Raw genomic sequence first — 18,705 nt, forward strand, 5'->3', positions numbered from 1 at the left:
TTATTATAAACATCTTTCCTTTAAGACAACACTCTATTTAATTTCTTATTCAAGAGTGTATTTAAATGAATGTAATTCATTATTTCTTCAAGAATTTCTCTATGATCATTTTCAGCCTTTGTGGTTTCACTCTGCAAGGCATTAATTCTACGCTTAATTAAAAAGCAGCGCAAGGTTAATATCGTTTCATTCGTTAATTGCGCTATAGATACTTCTTTTTCCTTCGGATAAATCTCTTTACGTGCCCAATCATGCAAGACATACTTTTCTTCTTCCATTAGAATAGAAGATATCTCAGACACCATTTCCTGATCTAGCGGTGCTATAAAAGTATTGATACTAAATTTCTCATTCTCATTGAGCTCCTGAATTAACTTCCCGTAGATATTTTTGAACTTCTCATTACTCAATTCTATCTCATCATCCTGTAGATCTAGAAATATTTTCTCGTACACTTTTGCTTCAATTTTTTCTGGCTCAAGTTCTAAATCTCCTTTTTCATTTTCTTTTAAAATAAGATCTTCAAACTCTTGTGGAGAGTTTCCATACAACAACAATATTTCAATGATTTTTCGCTCTAATTCAAATTGAACATCCACCTTTTGTCCAACTTCTTCGTTTTTAACTACATTAAAAACCTGCTCTTTCTGCTCAACTTTCGCTTTCTTTTGCGTGTCAGAAACATCCTTTTTATCTATTTGAGCTAGCGTATTAAAAAGTACCGCTTCAGAGATGTTCATAATCTGAGCACACTCTTGAATATATATTTCTTTTTGAATACGATCCGGAATTTTTGAAATACTATGCACAATGTCACGTACTGTATCTGCTCTCTTCACAGGATCGCTCTCTGCGTCTTTTACCAACAAAGAAGCCTTGAACTGTATAAAGTCTTTTGAATTACCATTTAGATACTCGAGAACCTCCTCTAAACTATTATTTTTCGCAAAACTGTCTGGATCCTCACCTTCTGGAAAAGAACAGACCTTTACATTCATTCCTTGTTCTAGAATTAAGTCAATTCCTCGTAAGGAGGCTCGTAGCCCAGCAGCATCACCATCAAATAAAACAGTAATATTTTTAGTTAACCTATTAATTAATCGAATTTGCTCTGGAGTTAATGCGGTTCCACTAGACGCTACCACATTTTCTATTCCGCGTTGGTGAAACTGAATAACATCTGTATAACCTTCTACCAAATAACAATTATCTTCTTTTGCGATAGCTTGTTTTGCATGGTAAATACCATACAACACCTTGCTCTTATGGTAAATATCACTCTCTGGAGAGTTTAAGTATTTTGCCGCTTTCTTATCATTAGTTAGAATACGTCCGCCAAAACCTAATACACGCCCACTTAAGGATTGAATAGGAAACATGACACGTGCTTTAAAACGGTCAAATTTTCGAGAATTTGCAGGATTAGCCGCATCTTCTTTTACAATGGTTAGCCCAGTGTCTGATAAATACTTTATCTGATATCCTTTTTCTAATGCCGCATTGGTAAAGGAGTCCCAATTATCTAAACAATATCCTAAGGCAAATTTATTGATGGTCTCATCTGTAAAACCACGCTCTTTAAAATAAGAAAGACCTATCGCCTTTCCTAATTCTGTATTCCAAAGTATATCCGTAAAGTACTTCTGCGCGTATTCTGAAACCAGGTACATGCTCTCTCTTTCATTAGCCTGCTCCTTCTGCTCATTACTTTGCTCTGTCTCTTCTATCTCTATATTATACTTCTTAGCCAAGTGTTTAATCGCCTCCGGATAGGTAAAATGTTCATGCTCCATTAAAAAGGCAACGACATTACCTCCTTTACCGCTACTAAAATCTTTCCATATTTGTTTTACAGGACTTACCATAAAACTAGGAGACCTCTCATCTGTAAACGGACTCAACCCTTTAAAGTTAGACCCAGATTTTTTGAGCTGCACATAATCGCCAATAACCTCCTCTAAACGAGCTGTTTCATACACTTTATCGATCGTAGATTTTGATATCAAACTCTTCTATTTTGTTTAAATTAAGATTCCTTTAGAACCCTCAAATATAACTATAAATATGATCCTATCACGGTTTACAGGGGTGTCAATTTTACTACAAAAAGGGTTTTACACACTTCATAATTACCGCAATTTTGTATCAGAAATAATAACAAATAAATAATTAATCTTTTTAAAACTAAACATTATGATCTGGGGAATTACACTCGTATTATTAAGCATCATTGCAGTACCATCTTTAATCTTATCAAAAAAACCAAATGCCAAAGAGTTATTAGAAAAAATTGAACCTTACCAAGCATGGATCGGAATGGTATTTTGTTTCTGGGGAATTTGGGGAATTATAAGTGCTGTATTAAACATTGGATGGCTGACAGTAGCACCAATATGGTGGATTACGTTCTTGGCTGGAAATATAGTTTCTGCTGCACTAGGATTTATGTTAGGATTTGGATTGATCAACAAGTACGTCCTTTCTAAAAACGAAAATGCAAAAGAGAAAGCAGATGCTATACGTGCGAAAATTGCACCGAAACAAGGAAAATTAGGCGTACTAGGTCTTATCGTAGGTGCTTGGATGATTGTTGCCTCTTTTCTTTTCGCTGTCTAAAAACACCATAAATTGCTGTAAATAAAAGCACTATGAAAAAATATATTATTCAAACCTTTATTTTACTATTCACTATGACTGCAATGGCTCAAACTGCTCCACCAAGCATAAGTGTTAATGGAACAACGACATATTCCATTAAGCCTACATTTAATGCTAAAATGATTCTTAGCTTAAATAACGTGTATTACGATGCCCCTGGGATGACTTTTCCAGAATTAAAAGAAAGCTACTTCGCTGCTTTAAAAAAGCAAGGTATTGACCTTGAAGCATTGAAAGAAGATAAGTTTGCTTATGAACTCTTACGCTACGAAAAAGAAGGTACATACTTTGAATTTGAAACCAATTCTATAGAAACGCTTGAAAAATTTATTTCTATAAAAGCATTTGGGGTATCACAATCTGATTCTAGCTTTGAGTACACCTTAACAGATGATGAAATTGCAACTTATGCAAAAGCAGCTTATGACAATGCGAAAGCAAAGGCAGAGGCTATTGCAAAGAAAATAGATCGTAAAGTGGGCAAAGCAATATATATCCACGATAGTTCTTCCAATAAAATGTCAGAATCACTTTATTATGGCTCTGATTTCTCAAAAAGAGACTACCAAATATCGGTTTCTTTTGAATTGCTATAAACCTTTAGTTGGTTGTTTGTAGAGAAGACCTTGCGTACTATTACCGGTATTGTTTTTAGGAAACTTGCGCAAGGTTCTTCTTATTTTAAATAAATAGAATGCTATTTTTTACCTTTGAGTTTAAAACTAAAGCATGATTCTATTTTTCGGAACAAGAACAGGAAAAACTATTCAAAGAGAATTAAAAACAAGCTCTTGCACCTTCTGCCAACAGGGAAACACACTATACTTTTCTGAAAGCAGCACTTATTTTCATCTATTTTGGATAAAACTTTTTAAGATAGCAACCACAAAAACAATAGCTTGCTCGCACTGCAAAAAAGTGTATTACGAAAATGAATTCTCATCAGAAATGCAGCAAGAAATTAATTCAAATTAAAAAGCCAAGACTAAGTCTTGGCTTTTTTGTTTTAATCCAAATCAAACCGAAGTCCTAAAGAAATATTATGCTGATCTACCAGTGCATCTTTAAAAATAGGGTTTAAATCATACTTTACATATAACTGCGTATTTCCAAAACCTGCATACGCACTTAGTCCATAAATTAAATTACTGGTATTATAATCTCTTTTTAATTTATCTTTTACGTTCTCCCCATCAACTTCATATTTCAATTTTTGGCGTGTCCCCAAATTAAAACCTCCATATCCTCCAATACCAAAACGGAATTTCTTGTACACATCATATCTAATTGTTTTATCCGTTTTTGTCAATTTAGACGGACCAAATTCAAAATGAATAGGGAATACCAAATTATCCATACGTAGTTTTGCCTTATCTAATTCGTATTGAAAATCCTCCAGTGTTGTTTGCCCATCATTAACCACAAAATATTGATTATTCTTAGCTTTTAACCCATTAAATTGGAAAGAAAAGCCATAATTAAATCGCATAAAATTGCTATTCTTAAACACACGCGTTCTCCACTGCCAACCCATCTCAAAAAAACGACTACCGCCTATTTTATAAGGAGAATCTTCTAAAGATTGATCCTCAATAATAGCATTATTTAGACCTACAGCGATAACAAAATCTGAATAGGTACGTCTATCATATTTTAAATCTAACTTTTTCTTATCCGTATCTATGTTGATGCCGAACAACCGGTCTTCACCTTCATCTTTTGAACCCCAATTAATTTCCACCATAGAACCACTGGTTCCCAAGGAGTCTAAAGCTAATACTTGACCGCCATTACGTTCTAGTAATGCAATTTCATGGTCTATAATACTTAGTCTATTTTCAATATTTAAAGCACGTTTCTTTGCTGCTGCTTCTTTTAAGACTTGCGCCTCAACTTCTGTGATCTCTTTAGCATCTAGCTGCTTCATAATCGAAGCAATTTCTACCTTAAGAGCATGTTTTTCTTGTATTGGTATTTCAGATTTTAACTGATTTAAAGTAACAACTTTACTCTTGTAATCTTCTTGCCCCAATACGCTTTGTGCCAAAAGACCAAAGTATAATATCGCGATATATAGTATAGTGATTTTCATGTGATGATTATTTTTTTGATTAGTAATTAATGAACAAACTCCGCCCTGCTCCTTTTCTAAATACAGCTGATATCAGAAAAGAAAAAATGGTATTATAAATACGTATTGATTTTAGTTATTGCGATCTGCGACTGCAGTTCTCACTTTAAAAAAGCCCTCTTTTAAGGTATCAAACAAATGATCTCTAAAGGATGTATCCAATTCATTTTCAGCCTCATCCAATAATGCCATAGCATCTACCTTATTTGAAGTTGACTTAAAAATTTTGTCTGCTAGTATTTCGCGTTCCGCTTTTCGCAACAGTGCCTCTATCTCTGCATCAGAAACCACTGTATTATTAGACTCTAGCGCATCTACCTGAGCTACAAGATCTTTTATTTTTGAATTGATAATTTCGTCTTTATTAAAAACATTTTGATGAACCGTAGCTATAACTCTATCTTCTCTCTGTACCATTTCTGTAATTTCAAGATTAGACGTAGCCACAGTGTTTTTTGAATTATACACTTCATTTTCCAATACCTTTGCTTCCTTTTTATCTTCTAAAACAATAGTATTTAATGAATTGTCTTTGCTTTTATTCGCTACAGGCGGTAAAACAAATTGTTCTATTGGAGCTTCCAATTCTTTACTTTTCTCATTATTTTCATTTGCAATAGTTGTTTCAGGAAGAACTATAGTATTTTCTGCTCCTATATAAAAGACAAAAGACGCAATTAACAACCCAATAAGGCACGCTGCAATAGCATACCATGCAAAACCCTTTGATTTTTTTACTGGAGCAGATACTATCTGTCCAGAAATTTTATCCCAAGCGTTTGCAGATGGCATAATCGTACGCTCATCTAGTTTTTCTTTTATATGTTCTTCAAATTTAATTGGTGCCATAACTTACTATTTTTTGTTCCTTCATTTGCTCTTGGAGCGTTCTTCTTGCTTTAAATAATTGCGATTTTGAGGTGCTTTCAGAAATATTCAGCATATCGGCAATTTCGCTGTGCTTATAACCTTCTACTGCATAAAGCATAAAAACCATTTTATATCCTTCAGGAAGATTATCTATCAACAATTGTATTTGTTCTGCATCTACTTCTGAGGAGAAAGAAATTTGAGATACTGAATTCCGTTCAAAAACATCATCATCAAACACTACAAATTGTTTTTTGCGTAAATAGGTAATTGATTCTCTAATCATGATTCTACGAATCCACCCCTCAAAACTACCTTCAAATTTAAAGGTGTCTAAATACTTAAACACTTTTACAAAACCTGTTACCATAACGTCTTCAGAAAAGGCCGTATCTTTTATATATTGCCGACAAACACTAAGCATTTTAGGCGCATTCTTTTCATAAATATGCTTCTGAGCTTGTGCATTACCTGCTACCGCTTTTTTGATCAGAAGTTTTTCGTTTGTATAAAAAGAAATAATCTTCAACGTATTATAGTTTTAGTTTCTATAAAGATAGACGAGACCACTTTTAAAAAGGTTGTCTACGATCTAAAAAAAAATGAAAAAAAATTACAACCTACTGATTTTTAGATAAATAAAAATATTATATTTTTCTATCTACTACATAATTCACCATGAGCTGCAGTGAATTTTTATAATCAGAATCTGGATAAGTCTCCAGTATTGCTAATGCTTGATCTTTAAACTCCAGCATTTTTGTTATCGCATAATCAAGTCCTCCGTTATCTTTTACAAAATTGATAACCTCTTTTACGCGTTTTTTATCTTTGTTGTGGTTTTTTATGGAATTGATAACCCACCTCTTCTCCTTTTTAGAGCAGTTATTGAGCACATATATTAAAGGAAGTGTCATCTTCTGCTCTTTAATATCAATACCCGTAGGTTTACCAATAGCGGCATCACCATAATCAAACAAATCATCTTTTATTTGAAACGCCATTCCGCAGTACTCTCCAAACTTTCTAAAAACTTCTACCTCTTCAGAATCGGGTTTTACAGAACAAGCCCCCAAACTACAACATGCTGCAATTAAGGTCGCAGTCTTTTGGCGGATAATTTCATAATACACTGCTTCGGTAATATCTAAACGCCTTGCTTTCTCTATTTGAAGTAATTCCCCTTCGCTCATTTCTCGAACCGCTACGGAGATAATTTTAAGCAAATCAAAATCGCCGTTATCTATAGACAGCAATAAGCCTTTTGACAAAAGATAATCACCAACCAAAACGGCTATTTTATTCTTCCAAAGTGCATTGATCGAGAAAAAGCCGCGACGTTTATTACTTTCATCTACTACGTCATCATGCACTAAAGTAGCGGTATGGATTAGCTCAATAACTGAAGCTCCCCGATACGTCCGTTCATTTACTTCACCATTGTTAATTAGTTTAGAAGTAAGAAAAACGAACATGGGTCGCATTTGTTTTCCTTTTCTATTTACAATGTAGTGGGTAATTCTATTTAGAAGAGCAACCTTAGAGGTCATAGATTCATAGAACTTCTTTTCAAAAAGTTCCATTTCCGCAATGATGGGTTCTTTTATTTGGTCAACAACTTTCACAAATAGTACTCCTGTAGTTATGCTTACATTTAGTTCTTTGTAAAATTAGCTAAAAAATACAAGTAGGCTAATCCAGACAGGTTTAATTTAAATAGAAATTGGCAAAAAATGAAATTTACAGGGGTAACCCCTGATTTCAGGGATGAGACTTTCACCATCACTAGGGGTTGCTTAAGCGTTACTATCTTCTATATTTGCCGAAGGAAATAATAATTAAACATTTTAAAATGAAGAAAAAATTTATTGTATCGTTAGCTATTTTATTAGTTGGAGGCTTAAGTGCTACACAAGCTCAGAAATTAAAAAAATTCGGTAGCTCTGTTGAGAAAAAGGTGGGGCCAAAAACTATTAAAGTTCCTTATACCGATGTCATTTCGTATTTAGGATATGCTGAATCTGGCAATGAAGATGAAGTTAAAGACAACAAAAAGTTTTATTACATCTATGTATGGGTACCATTAGCTGCTCCAGAATTAGGAGTACGTATGGTTTCACCTACAGATGGAAAAACAAAAGGTGCTACAGCTTCTAAAGAGTATACTGATAATGCAGGCTCTGAAGATTTCTTTGACACGTATATTACCTTAGAGCGTTCTGATATTATTTCTAATGACGGGCTTACGGATAGCAGTGCAAAAGGAGCTAATTGGGTTACTTTAGCTAGTAATGATGATAGTTCTGAGATGCCTAAGCAACCAAGTGGAAGCAGCTACAACTCTCTTTTAAGATATAAGAGTGAAATAAGCAACCCTACAAAGGCAATTACTGCTGGATTGTACAGAGTTGGATTTACAACCTACAAAACAGGTGAAGTAAAAGGTACGTTTATGGCTGAAGTTGCTGCTCCAATTAAATTACCAGGAGTAGTAATGGCTAAAACAATTGAAGAATTAAATGCTAAGATTGCAGCAGAATAATTTAAATAGTTTAGTGTTAAATAGTAAAAAGGGGTTGTTTTTAAACAACCCCTTTTTTTTTATGCTTTATTTGCTAACTGACCGCAAGCGGCATCAATATCTTTTCCGCGAGACCTACGCACCGTAACAGCTATATTATGCTGCTCTAAGGTATTCACATACATATCTATAGCAGCATTTGAGGCTTGCTGAAACTCCCCATCATCTATGGGATTATATTCTATTAAATTTACTTTAGACGGAGCGAACTTGCAAAAGTCTACTAAGGCATCGACATCTTTCTGACTGTCATTTATTCCTTTCCAAATTACATACTCATAAGTTATTCTACTTTTTGTTTTTGCATACCAATATTGCAAGGACTGTCTTAAATCTGTTAATGTAAAATTAGCATTAAAAGGCATAATAGAAGTTCTAATCTCATCTATAGCCGAATGCAAAGAGACTGCTAGTTTAAATTTAACCTCATCATCTGCCATTTTACGGATCATCTTAGGCACACCCGACGTAGAAACTACAATACGTTTTGGAGACATCCCCAATCCTTCCGGAGACGTAATCTTGTCTATGGCCTTCAGAACATTGTTATAGTTCATTAGAGGCTCTCCCATACCCATAAAAACAATATTACTCAGTGGGCGGTTAAAGTACAACCTACTTTCATTGTCTATCGCTACAACCTGATCATAAATTTCATCAGGGTTCAGGTTTCGCATGCGCTTTAAGCGTGCCGTAGCACAGAACTTGCAATCTAAACTACAACCAACCTGGCTAGATACACAAGCGGTACTTCTAGTTTTTGTAGGAATTAATACAGATTCTACAATTAAATCATCATGCAAACGTACCGCATTTTTTATGGTACCGTCATTACTTCGCTGCATGACATCTACCTTAATGTGGTTGATCACAAAATTATTTTCTAGCATGTCTCTAGTTTCCTTAGAAACATTAGTCATTGCTTCAAAAGAGTGTGCCCCTTTTTGCCAAAGCCATTCATACACTTGATTTCCTCTAAAGGCTTTATCACCATTTGCAACAAAGAATTCTCGTAATTGTTCTTTGGTTAAGGCACGTATGTCTTTCTTTTTGATTGTATCCACGTATTAAAGATAGGTATTTTTAAAAATTGTATTTAAAAATAAATCCCGCCAAGACTAATAAGCTCAAGCGGGATTCATTTAACAAATAAAGGATCGTTATATGATTAACATTGCATCGCCATAAGAATAGAATTTGTATCCTTCTAAAATAGCTTCTTTATATGCTTTTTTCATTAAATCATGGCCCATGAAAGCAGATACCATCATCAATAAGGTAGATTTTGGTAAGTGAAAATTAGTTACCATACAGTTTGCTATACTAAAATCATAAGGAGGGAAAATAAATTTATTGGTCCAACCTTCAAAAGTATTTAGCGTATGTTGCGAAGAAACTCCACTTTCCAAACCTCTCATTACCGTAGTACCTATGGCACAAATACGTTTTTTATTCTTCTTAGCGCTATTCACTATTTCCGTAGTTTTCTCGTCAATAATCAATTCTTCGCTATCCATTTTGTGCTTAGATAAATCTTCAACCTCCACTGGGTTAAAAGTACCTAAACCAACATGTAATGTTAATTCTGCAAAATCTACACCTTTAATCTCTAAACGCTTTAATAAATGTTTAGAAAAGTGTAAGCCCGCTGTTGGTGCTGCTACCGCTCCTTCATGCTTTGCATAAATAGTTTGGTAACGCTCCGCATCTTCTGCTTCTGTTTCTCTCTTGATATATTTTGGTAAAGGCGTGTCTCCAAGCTCTTTTAGTTTTCTTCTAAAATCTGTGTAAGATCCGTCATATAAAAAACGAAGGGTTCTACCTCTAGAGGTTGTATTATCAATAACTTCTGCTACTAACGTATCATCATCCCCAAAATACAATTTATTACCAATACGAATTTTACGTGCAGGATCTACTAAAACATCCCAAAGACGTTGTTCTTCGTTTAATTCTCTTAATAAAAACACTTCAATACGCGCACCCGTTTTTTCTTTATTTCCGTATAGTCTCGCAGGAAAAACTTTGGTGTTATTTAATACCATGACATCACCTTCATCGAAGTAATCTATCATATCCTTGAACATTTTATGTTCAATTTTACCTGTTTCTCTATGAATTACCATCAACTTGGATTCGTCTCTATTTTCTGCAGGGTATTCTGCTAATAGCTCCTCTGGTAATTCAAAATTAAATCCGGATAATTTCATGTATCAATTTTTTGTTATTGTTAATGCGGCTGCAAAGATACAATCCTGAATAGGGCGTTGTCAAGTAAAACACCGTTTATATTTTGAAATATTGATTATTAAAGTCTCTCTACTAGTGATTTAGTAGTAAATACGCCAAAAACCTATGAACTAATAACTCTAAAAAAGAATTATTGCACCTGAACACCTATTCCTAAAGTGGCCATATCTCTCCAGAAATCAGGAAAAGATTTAGACACTACTTCTGCGTTATTAATAAAAATAGTCGTCTTTAACGCTAAAGGCGCGAAGGCCATAGCCATTCTATGATCATTATAGGTATCAATAGCAACATCTGCATGTATAGCTGTTGTTGCTTTTAACGTTAAGGTTTTATCGGTCACCGTTATAGCTGCTCCTAATTTAGAAAGCTCTACATCTAAGGCTTCTAACCTATCAGTTTCCTTTATTTTTAAAGTATGTAAGCCTGTTAAGTAACAAGACATTTGCAAGCCAAAACACGTCACCGCTATCGTTTGTGCAATATCCGGTGCATTTGCTAAATCCCATTCTAAATTTTCAATGGTAGGATTCGCTATTTTTTTAAGTATTATACTATTCTCTTGATAAACCGTCTCTACTCCAAAAGAGGTGTAGATTTTAGAAAGAACACTATCTCCTTGAAGGCTGTTTTTTTTATACGATGATAAGGTAATTTGCGACCCTATTTCTGAGAGTGCTGCAATACTATAAAAGTATGATGCAGAGCTCCAATCTGATTCTACAACTAAGGTTTGCGTCTTTACCTCTTTCTTAGGAAACACTTTAATACTATTTCCTTCAAAAGAATTTTCTATCTTCAATTGTGTTAATAAAGCAAGTGTCATTTTTATATAAGGCACTGAAGTAATCTTACCAACCAACGCTAACTCCAAACCATTTTCTAATTTGGCAGCATTGAGCAACAAAGCTGAAATATACTGACTACTTATATCTGCGGGAAGCGATACTTTATGATCAGTAAGCTTTTTCCCTTTTATCTTAAGTGGTGGATACCCCGCATTTTTTTCATATGTAATCTCGGCCCCTAAAGCATTCAATGCATCTACCAAAACGCCAATTGGACGTTCAGTCATTCGTTGCGAACCGGTCAAAACAACCTCTTTACCTTCTTGAGAAGCAAAATAAGCTGTTAAAAAACGCATTGCTGTTCCTGCATGATGAATATCTACAACTCCTGAAGCAATTTTTAAACCTTTTGCCATTACCTGTGCATCATCAGAATTTGAGATATTATCAATCTCTAAATTAGGATATAGTGCTTGCAACAGCAAAATACGATTAGACTCACTCTTAGAGCCTGTAACCTTTACGGCTTCTTTTATTAAATTACTTTGCGGAAGGGTAAGATGTAGTTTCAATATACAGTAGTATTTTTAGGATTTTCTACTCAAAAAATTAAGCCGTAAAGATACTACTATTCGAGCTTTTTATTGTTATGATGTCTGTCGTGATCACGTTTTGTTTTCAAATCTAACTTTTTATCAAAAGCTTGTTGCAAATCTATCCCAGTTTGGTTTGCTAAACATAATACAACGAAGACTACATCTGCTAATTCTTCTCCAAGATCTTTATTTTTATCAGATTCTTTTTCACTCTGTTCTCCATATCTACGAGCAATAATACGAGCAACCTCACCAACTTCTTCCGTTAATTGCGCCATATTGGTAAGTTCATTAAAATAACGAACCCCATGTTCTTTAATCCAAGTATCTACCGCTTTTTGTGAATCTGAAATATTCATGATCAATTGTTTTATTCTTTATTTTTTGTATCTATAGAAATAGTAACCGGGCCGTCATTTACGAGTGCCACTTTCATGTCTGCCCCAAAAACACCAGTTCCTACTTTTTTCCCTAAATCTTTTTCTAATTTTTGAATAAATTGCTCGTAAAGCGGGATAGCAACTTCTGGTCTTGCTGCTTTTATATACGATGGCCGATTCCCCTTTTTAGTTGCAGCATGCAGTGTAAACTGACTCACAACAATAACATCACCTTTAGTGTCTAAAAGTGATTTATTCATAACCTCATCTTCATCATTAAAAATACGCAGATTGGTGATTTTTCTGGAAAGCCACTCTATATCTTCTAAACTATCTGCATCTTCTATCCCTAGCAGGATAAGCAAACCTGCATTAATCTCAGCAATTATTGCTCCCTCAACGGCAACACTCGCATTGGCTACTCTTTGCAAAACTACTCTCACTTTTTCTCTCCGTAAATATCTGTTCTATAATTCTCTTCTTCCCCATTTACCATCTGCACATAACTGCGATACCTACTCCATGCCACTTCATCATTATCTAACGCTTCTTTTATAGCACACTTAGGCTCTTCAATATGCAAACAATTATTAAATTTACAATGTTGTTTTAAAGCAAAAAACTCGGGGAAATAATTTCCTATTTCTTCCTTTTCCATATCTACAATTCCGAAACCTTTTATTCCCGGCGTATCTATAATTCTAGCATCAAAATCTAAATCATACATTTCTGCAAACGTAGTGGTATGTTGCCCTTGTGCATGTTGTACCGATATCTTTTTTGTTTTCAAGTCTAGTTTAGGTTCTAACGCATTTACCAATGTAGATTTCCCCACTCCAGAATGCCCTGAAAACATACTGGTTTTACCCACCATTAACTCTTTTACTTTGTCTATATTCTTTCCTGTAGTAGAAGAAATACCAATACACGTGTACCCTATACTTCTGTACAATGCCGCTAAGTATTTTATTTCATCGGTTTCCTCCTCATTATACGTATCTATTTTATTAAATAATAAGATAGTTGGAATATGATAGGCTTCTGCCGTTACCAAAAAACGATCTATAAAACTTGTAGATGTTGGCGGATTATTTAAGGTGATCATTAAGAATACTTGATCTAAATTGGCCGCAATAATATGGGTCTGTTTTGATAGATTTACAGACTTACGAATAATATAATTCCTACGATCTGCAATAGCATTTATAATACCGATGGTTTCATCTCCAATAGTTTCTACCTCAAAAGTTACATGATCTCCAACAGAAACTGGATTGGTACTTTTAATGCCTTTAATTCTAAATTTTCCTTTAATTCTGCATTCGTAAAAGCTACCCTCTGCGGTTTTTACAGTGTACCAACTACCAGTAGATTTATATACGACTCCTTGCATTTACTTCTTTTTCGGTTGCGATATACAAAATAACAACTTTTATGCGTAACTAAGTACAAGAAACGAAGTTGGTTTTGCTATTACACAAGAGTATCGATAAAATCATAAAAAATAACTTATTCAATAATTCTTACTCGACCGCCAGCAAATGTATTTTTATTTACATGTTCTGGGTTACCATAAACCGTTACATCTCCACCAGCTTTAATTTTAATATCTACTTTTTTTGAAGCGTAAACATCTGCCTCTCCTGCTGCGGTAATTTTCACTGTTGCCGTCTCTGTCCTTAGCTCTTTACCTTCAAATATTCCTCCAGTATTTAAAACTATTTGCTGATTTTTTGCCATTCCAGATGCATCAACAATACCCCCCGTAACTGCACGCACTATAAGAACATCTACATCTAAACCAACTTTTATTAATGCTCCTTCTTGTGTTTTAAGCTCAATGGTATTCTGTTCTATGGTAGCATTTGATGTAATTCTAGCGCCTTCATTCCCATCTATCAAACTTAAATCTGTATAATATACCTCAACAAAAGTATCTTCCCCATGAAATTTTTTATCTAACTCCATTCTAATTTTAAGTACCCCATTATTGTTAACCAATTTTATGTCATCAACATTTTTTCCTTTGATAAGCACTTTATTTTCTTCAGATTTAATCAAGTTTACCTCAATAAGATCAAAAACCTTAACCTCATGAAAATCGCCCATATCTCGATCTAAAGTTCGTTGAGAAAAAGCACTAAGGGTTACTAAGAAGAATGCTGCAAGTATTAAATTTTTCATATCGTGATTATTTTAATTTTTATAAAGACACCTCGATTTTAAGAATGTTACACTTTTAAAAATAAAAAACCCGCTTTAAAAAAGCGGGTTTACTTATGAATATTATTTTACTCCTTAAGAGTTTATAACTTTCTCTTGGTGATTTATTGATTCTTGGTGAATTGCTTTAAACATTTTTAAAACAAACTCCTCACTTAATCCTTTAGATTCTCCTTCTAAAATCATTGCTCCCAAAATTTGATTCCATCTGTTTGATTGAAGAACTGCAACATTTTTTTGCTTTTTTAAGGCTCCAATACCATCAGAAATTTTCATTCTCTTTCCTAACATTTCAATAAGCTGTGTATCTACCACATCTATCTGAGCTCTTAAGTTACTCAAATCGCTATTGTATTCTGCTTCAGGATCAGACTCTTTTCTAATTTTCAAATCACGCATGATTTGCACTAGTTTCTCTGGCGTTACTTGTTGCGCAGCATCACTCCAAGCATTTTCAGGATCAAAATGTGTTTCAATCATTAGACCATCAAAGTTCAGATCTAATGCCGTTTGACATACATCAAAAATCATTTCTCTATTTCCAGTAATATGCGATGGATCGTTTATTAAAGGTAAATCTGGAAATCTATTTTGAAACTCAATAGCTAATTGCCATTCTGGAATGTTTCTGTATTTTGTCTTTTCGTAAGTAGAGAATCCTCTATGAATAGCGCCTAAGTTTTTAACACCAGCAGTCTTTAATCTTTCAATACCACCTAACCAAAGTGCTAAATCTGGGTTTACTGGGTTTTTAACCAATACAATCTTATCCGTTTCCCCTAAAGCATCGGCAATTTCTTGCATGATAAACGGGCTTACAGTAGAACGTGCACCAATCCATAATAAATCTACATCATGCTCTAAAGCTAATTTTACATGCGCTGCATTTGCAACTTCTGTACAGGTTTTCATTCCTGTTTCTGCTTTAACTTTTTGCAACCACTTTAAACCTAAAGCTCCTACACCCTCAAACATTCCTGGGCGAGTTCTAGGTTTCCAAATACCAGCGCGGTAATAATTTACATCAGTATCTTTTAATTGATGTGCAATTTTAAGTACTTGCTCTTCAGTTTCCGCACTACATGGCCCTGCTATTACTAGAGGATGATCTAGTTTCATATCATCCAACCATGTTCTCATTTGTTTTGAATTCTCCATCTCTTTGTTATTCTATTTTTTATTAAGTGGTATTCCGTTTAAAATCTCTTTTATTCTATTGGTACTATTCATTTCATTATAGATACCTTCAAAATCATCATCTAAAAGCATTTGCTTAAACTCTTTTAGATTTTCTATATACTCTTCTAATGTCTCTACAACATTAGCTTTGTTATGCTTAAAAATTGGTGTCCACATGGCTGGTGAACTTTTTGCTAATCGTACCGTACTTTCAAATCCACTCCCTGCCATATCAAAAATATCGCGCTCATTCTTTTCTTTTGCTATGACAGTTTTACCTAACATAAACGAACTGATGTGCGACAAATGCGACACATAGGCAATATGCTTATCATGTGCCTCCGGATTCATATACCGAATACGCATGCCCAATTGCTGAAAAATTGCCAATGCTTTTTCTTGCAATTTGAAAGCTGTTTTTTCTACCTCACAAATAATATTTGTTTTACCACGGTACAAATTATTAATTGCTGCTGCTGGACCTGAAAACTCTGTTCCCGCAATAGGATGACATGCTAAAAAATTTCTTCTTTTAGGATGTGAAGCCACGGCATTACAAATTAACGATTTTGTAGAGCCTGCATCCAAGACAACTGCATCATCATTTACGACATCCAACACTTTAGGAAGCTCCAAAACCATAACATCTACAGGTACTGAGACGATTACGATATCCGCTATTGACAAATCATTATAAGTGGCTTTTTTATCAATAAGTTCAATTGCTAAAGCTTCTTCTATATGTTTTTCATTGATATCAATACCATAAATCACCGCATCAGGATTAGTAGCTTTTATATCCTTAGCCATTGATCCTCCAATTAATCCGATACCTACAACAAATACGTTCATTTTATTTTGATCACTTTTTACGTTGTTCTCTTCTAAAAGCGACTAATCGCTTCTTTAATTTTATCTTCTTTTACACAAAGCGAAAACCGAATATATCCCGCTCCATTGCTTCCGAAAATAGTTCCTGGAGTAATGAATATATTTTTCTTATAAAGTATATCATCAATAAACTCTTCTGCGGAAACTGCACCTTCAGGCAATTTTGCCCAAATAAACATTCCCACTGCATTTTTATCATAGGTACAACCCAACTTATCCGCTAATTGCAACATAAGCTCCTTACGTTTTTCATAGACCTTATTTAAGCCATCAAACCATTCTTGGCTGCTTTTTAGTGCCGCGATAGCTCCTTTTTGTATGCCGTAAAACATACCAGAATCCATATTGCTCTTTACTTTTAAAACCGCACTAATATGCGCCTCATTTCCTAAAACCATTCCTACGCGCCACCCGGCCATATTAAACGTTTTACTTAACGAGTTCAGTTCTAGAGCCACCTCTTTTGCTCCTTCCATACTTAAAATACTATCTGGCGTGTCATTTAGTACAAAACTGTAGGGATTATCATTTACTAAAAGAATATCGTTACGTTTTGCAAAAGCAACCAAGGCTTTAAACTGCTCCTTATTTGCCGATGCTCCTGTTGGCATATGAGGATAGGACACCCACATGAGCTTCACTTTAGATAAATCTTGCTGCTCTAGCGCTTCAATATTTGGAAACCAATTAGATGCTGCCGTTAAATCATAATATTTAGGCGCTGCACCAACCAATTTGGTAACTGAAGTATAGGTCGGATATCCAGGATTAGGAATTAACGCCTCATCTCCAGGATTTAAAAATGCCAAACTAATATGCATAATCCCTTCCTTAGAGCCCATTAAGGGCAATACCTCTGTTGATGGATTAAGGGCTACATTGTAATATTTTTTATAAAAATTAACAATAGCATCCCGAAACTCTGGAAGCCCTTGATAACTTTGATATTGATGTGCACCATCTTCTGTAACGGCAGCTTGCACTGCTTTTATTACTTCTTCTGAAGGTGCCAAATCTGGACTACCAATACCCATGTTGATAATTGGTTTTCCATCGGCCATTAATCCACGAACTTCTCTAAGTTTTTTCGAGAAGTAGTATTCTTCTACGGTATTCAGCCGATCTGCGGTTGTGATCATACTCTAGCGTTTTTGTATTCTCCTAATATTTTAAATTCTTCCGTCATAATCTCTAAAAGCGATTTTGCTTTTGAGAAGTCCTGATAAGCATCAAAAGTAATATCCACAAAAAATGCATATTTCCAAGGTCGTTCTATTACGGGCAACGATTGAATTTTAGTTAAATTTAAATTGCAATCACTCATTACATTCAATAATGCGGCTAAACTACCGCGTTTATGATCTGCAATAAAGCGTATAGAGGCTTTGTTAATTTCCTCTGGTGGCAATTCTTTATTTTCCTTATTGATAATTAAAAAACGAGTTGAATTATTGGTGATGGTCTGAATCTCATTTGCAATAATTTCTAAACCATACAATTCTGCCGCTGCTTTAGGAGCAATTGCCGCAATATTAATTAGTTGTTTCTCTTGAATCTGCTGTGCTGTCTCTGCGGTATCAACAGCTTCTACAAGCTTAATGTGCGGATATGATTTTAAAAAATCTTTACACTGTAACAAAGCCATTGGATGTGAATGCACTTCATTAATATCTTCAATTTTCTGACCTGGTAAGACCATTAAATTATGGTGAATATTTAAAAAATGCTCTCCAATAACATGTAAGTTATTATGATGAATTAATGCATAATTTGGAATGATAGATCCTGCTATAGAATTTTCTATAGCCATTACCGCCTTATCTGCTCTTCCTGATAGTGTTTGACAAACCAGTTCATCAAAAGACATACATTCTACCAATTCAATATGCTCCCCAAAATAATCTTTAGCCACTTGATGGTGGTTAGATCCTTTTACTCCTTGTATGGCTATTTTTAACTTCATACCTAAACTCCTAATTATTTATACCTTACAATACGCATTGCCAGCTCAAAAAAAATCAAAAAAAAAGCCCCGTTATATACGGGACTTTTTTGAAAATATATTTTGAAATATACTACAACAGTCCCGCACCTCTCTTAAAAAAGAAGTAAAAAAAGAAACCGTTCCAGAAATATTGCTTTGTCATAATTGTAATAA

General features: G+C 34.4%; 20 protein-coding genes. 4 read left to right on the top strand and 16 right to left on the bottom strand.

Features of this window, described 5'->3' with window-relative positions; genetic code table 11:
* Positions 1 to 20: 20 nt before the first annotated feature.
* Complete coding sequence (gene dnaG / locus BLQ19_RS00400; protein WP_074537064.1) at positions 21 to 2,006, bottom strand: DNA primase; 1,986 nt, start codon at positions 2,004 to 2,006, stop codon at positions 21 to 23.
* A 187-nt stretch (positions 2,007 to 2,193) separates the two neighbouring features.
* On the opposite strand from dnaG, the gene BLQ19_RS00405 reads away from it, so the two are divergent.
* The 3 genes from BLQ19_RS00405 (at position 2,194) to BLQ19_RS00415 (ending at position 3,633) form a co-directional block, all read left to right on the top strand.
* Positions 2,194 to 2,616: a hypothetical protein gene (locus tag BLQ19_RS00405; RefSeq protein ID WP_024481730.1), complete on the top strand. Its 423-nt coding sequence runs from the start codon at positions 2,194 to 2,196 to the stop codon at positions 2,614 to 2,616.
* A 32-nt stretch (positions 2,617 to 2,648) separates the two neighbouring features.
* On the top strand, positions 2,649 to 3,254 hold the full coding sequence (locus BLQ19_RS00410; protein WP_024481731.1) for an SIMPL domain-containing protein: 606 nt from the start codon (positions 2,649 to 2,651) through the stop codon (positions 3,252 to 3,254).
* Positions 3,255 to 3,387: 133 nt separating this feature from the next.
* Positions 3,388 to 3,633, top strand: coding sequence for a zinc-ribbon domain-containing protein (locus BLQ19_RS00415; protein ID WP_074537065.1), 246 nt, complete (start codon positions 3,388 to 3,390; stop codon positions 3,631 to 3,633).
* Positions 3,634 to 3,664: 31 nt separating this feature from the next.
* Here BLQ19_RS00415 and BLQ19_RS00420 read toward each other — a convergent pair whose 3' ends face one another.
* The 4 genes from BLQ19_RS00420 to BLQ19_RS00435 all read right to left on the bottom strand — a co-directional run bounded on the left by BLQ19_RS00420 (position 3,665) and on the right by BLQ19_RS00435 (position 7,284).
* Positions 3,665 to 4,750: a porin family protein gene (locus BLQ19_RS00420; RefSeq protein WP_029447061.1), complete on the bottom strand. Its 1,086-nt coding sequence runs from the start codon at positions 4,748 to 4,750 to the stop codon at positions 3,665 to 3,667.
* Between the two features lie 111 nt (positions 4,751 to 4,861).
* The gene (locus tag BLQ19_RS00425; protein WP_029449987.1) at positions 4,862 to 5,638 is read right to left on the bottom strand and encodes a hypothetical protein; all 777 of its coding nucleotides are present in this window, start codon (positions 5,636 to 5,638) and stop codon (positions 4,862 to 4,864) included.
* Positions 5,625 to 6,188, bottom strand: coding sequence for an RNA polymerase sigma factor (locus BLQ19_RS00430; RefSeq protein ID WP_074537066.1), 564 nt, complete (start codon positions 6,186 to 6,188; stop codon positions 5,625 to 5,627). The genes BLQ19_RS00425 and BLQ19_RS00430 overlap by 14 nt, the downstream gene beginning before the upstream one ends.
* Before the next feature lie 118 nt (positions 6,189 to 6,306).
* Entirely contained in the window at positions 6,307 to 7,284 is a 978-nt protein-coding gene (locus BLQ19_RS00435; protein ID WP_024481735.1) for a polyprenyl synthetase family protein, read from the bottom strand.
* Positions 7,285 to 7,511: 227 nt separating this feature from the next.
* Between BLQ19_RS00435 and BLQ19_RS00440 the strand changes: the two genes are divergently transcribed.
* Positions 7,512 to 8,201, top strand: coding sequence for a Lipl32 family lipoprotein (locus BLQ19_RS00440; protein WP_074537067.1), 690 nt, complete (start codon positions 7,512 to 7,514; stop codon positions 8,199 to 8,201).
* Between the two features lie 59 nt (positions 8,202 to 8,260).
* On the opposite strand, the gene rlmN is transcribed toward BLQ19_RS00440, so the two are convergent.
* The 11 genes from rlmN to BLQ19_RS00495 form a co-directional block, all read right to left on the bottom strand.
* Entirely contained in the window at positions 8,261 to 9,304 is a 1,044-nt protein-coding gene (gene rlmN, locus BLQ19_RS00445; protein ID WP_025615858.1) for a dual-specificity RNA methyltransferase RlmN, read from the bottom strand.
* A 96-nt stretch (positions 9,305 to 9,400) separates the two neighbouring features.
* The gene (gene queA / locus BLQ19_RS00450) at positions 9,401 to 10,450 is read right to left on the bottom strand and encodes a tRNA preQ1(34) S-adenosylmethionine ribosyltransferase-isomerase QueA (protein WP_024481738.1); all 1,050 of its coding nucleotides are present in this window, start codon (positions 10,448 to 10,450) and stop codon (positions 9,401 to 9,403) included.
* Positions 10,451 to 10,620: 170 nt separating this feature from the next.
* Positions 10,621 to 11,850 carry a 3-phosphoshikimate 1-carboxyvinyltransferase gene (locus tag BLQ19_RS00455; RefSeq protein ID WP_074537068.1) on the bottom strand — a complete coding sequence of 410 codons (1,230 nt, stop codon included), beginning with the start codon at positions 11,848 to 11,850 and terminating at the stop codon, positions 10,621 to 10,623.
* A 56-nt stretch (positions 11,851 to 11,906) separates the two neighbouring features.
* Positions 11,907 to 12,233 carry a nucleotide pyrophosphohydrolase gene (locus BLQ19_RS00460; protein WP_024481740.1) on the bottom strand — a complete coding sequence of 109 codons (327 nt, stop codon included), beginning with the start codon at positions 12,231 to 12,233 and terminating at the stop codon, positions 11,907 to 11,909.
* Positions 12,234 to 12,244: 11 nt separating this feature from the next.
* Positions 12,245 to 12,697, bottom strand: a complete 453-nt coding sequence (gene dtd / locus BLQ19_RS00465; RefSeq protein WP_074537069.1) for a D-aminoacyl-tRNA deacylase — start codon at positions 12,695 to 12,697, stop codon at positions 12,245 to 12,247.
* Positions 12,694 to 13,647: a ribosome small subunit-dependent GTPase A gene (gene rsgA / locus BLQ19_RS00470; RefSeq protein WP_024481742.1), complete on the bottom strand. Its 954-nt coding sequence runs from the start codon at positions 13,645 to 13,647 to the stop codon at positions 12,694 to 12,696. Before rsgA ends, dtd begins: the two co-directional genes overlap by 4 nt.
* Before the next feature lie 116 nt (positions 13,648 to 13,763).
* Positions 13,764 to 14,438: a head GIN domain-containing protein gene (locus tag BLQ19_RS00475; protein WP_074537070.1), complete on the bottom strand. Its 675-nt coding sequence runs from the start codon at positions 14,436 to 14,438 to the stop codon at positions 13,764 to 13,766.
* A 114-nt stretch (positions 14,439 to 14,552) separates the two neighbouring features.
* Entirely contained in the window at positions 14,553 to 15,635 is a 1,083-nt protein-coding gene (locus BLQ19_RS00480) for a bifunctional 3-deoxy-7-phosphoheptulonate synthase/chorismate mutase type II (RefSeq protein WP_024481744.1), read from the bottom strand.
* A 12-nt stretch (positions 15,636 to 15,647) separates the two neighbouring features.
* Complete coding sequence (locus BLQ19_RS00485; RefSeq protein ID WP_025615863.1) at positions 15,648 to 16,508, bottom strand: prephenate dehydrogenase; 861 nt, start codon at positions 16,506 to 16,508, stop codon at positions 15,648 to 15,650.
* Between the two features lie 32 nt (positions 16,509 to 16,540).
* Positions 16,541 to 17,686 carry a pyridoxal phosphate-dependent aminotransferase gene (locus tag BLQ19_RS00490; RefSeq protein ID WP_074537071.1) on the bottom strand — a complete coding sequence of 382 codons (1,146 nt, stop codon included), beginning with the start codon at positions 17,684 to 17,686 and terminating at the stop codon, positions 16,541 to 16,543.
* On the bottom strand, positions 17,683 to 18,510 hold the full coding sequence (locus BLQ19_RS00495) for a prephenate dehydratase (RefSeq protein ID WP_025615865.1): 828 nt from the start codon (positions 18,508 to 18,510) through the stop codon (positions 17,683 to 17,685). The genes BLQ19_RS00490 and BLQ19_RS00495 overlap by 4 nt, the downstream gene beginning before the upstream one ends.
* Positions 18,511 to 18,705 lie beyond the last annotated feature (195 nt).

The sequence above is a fragment of the Cellulophaga baltica genome (assembly GCF_900102165.1).
In the GTDB taxonomy this organism is placed as follows: Bacteria; Bacteroidota; Bacteroidia; order Flavobacteriales; family Flavobacteriaceae; genus Cellulophaga; species Cellulophaga baltica.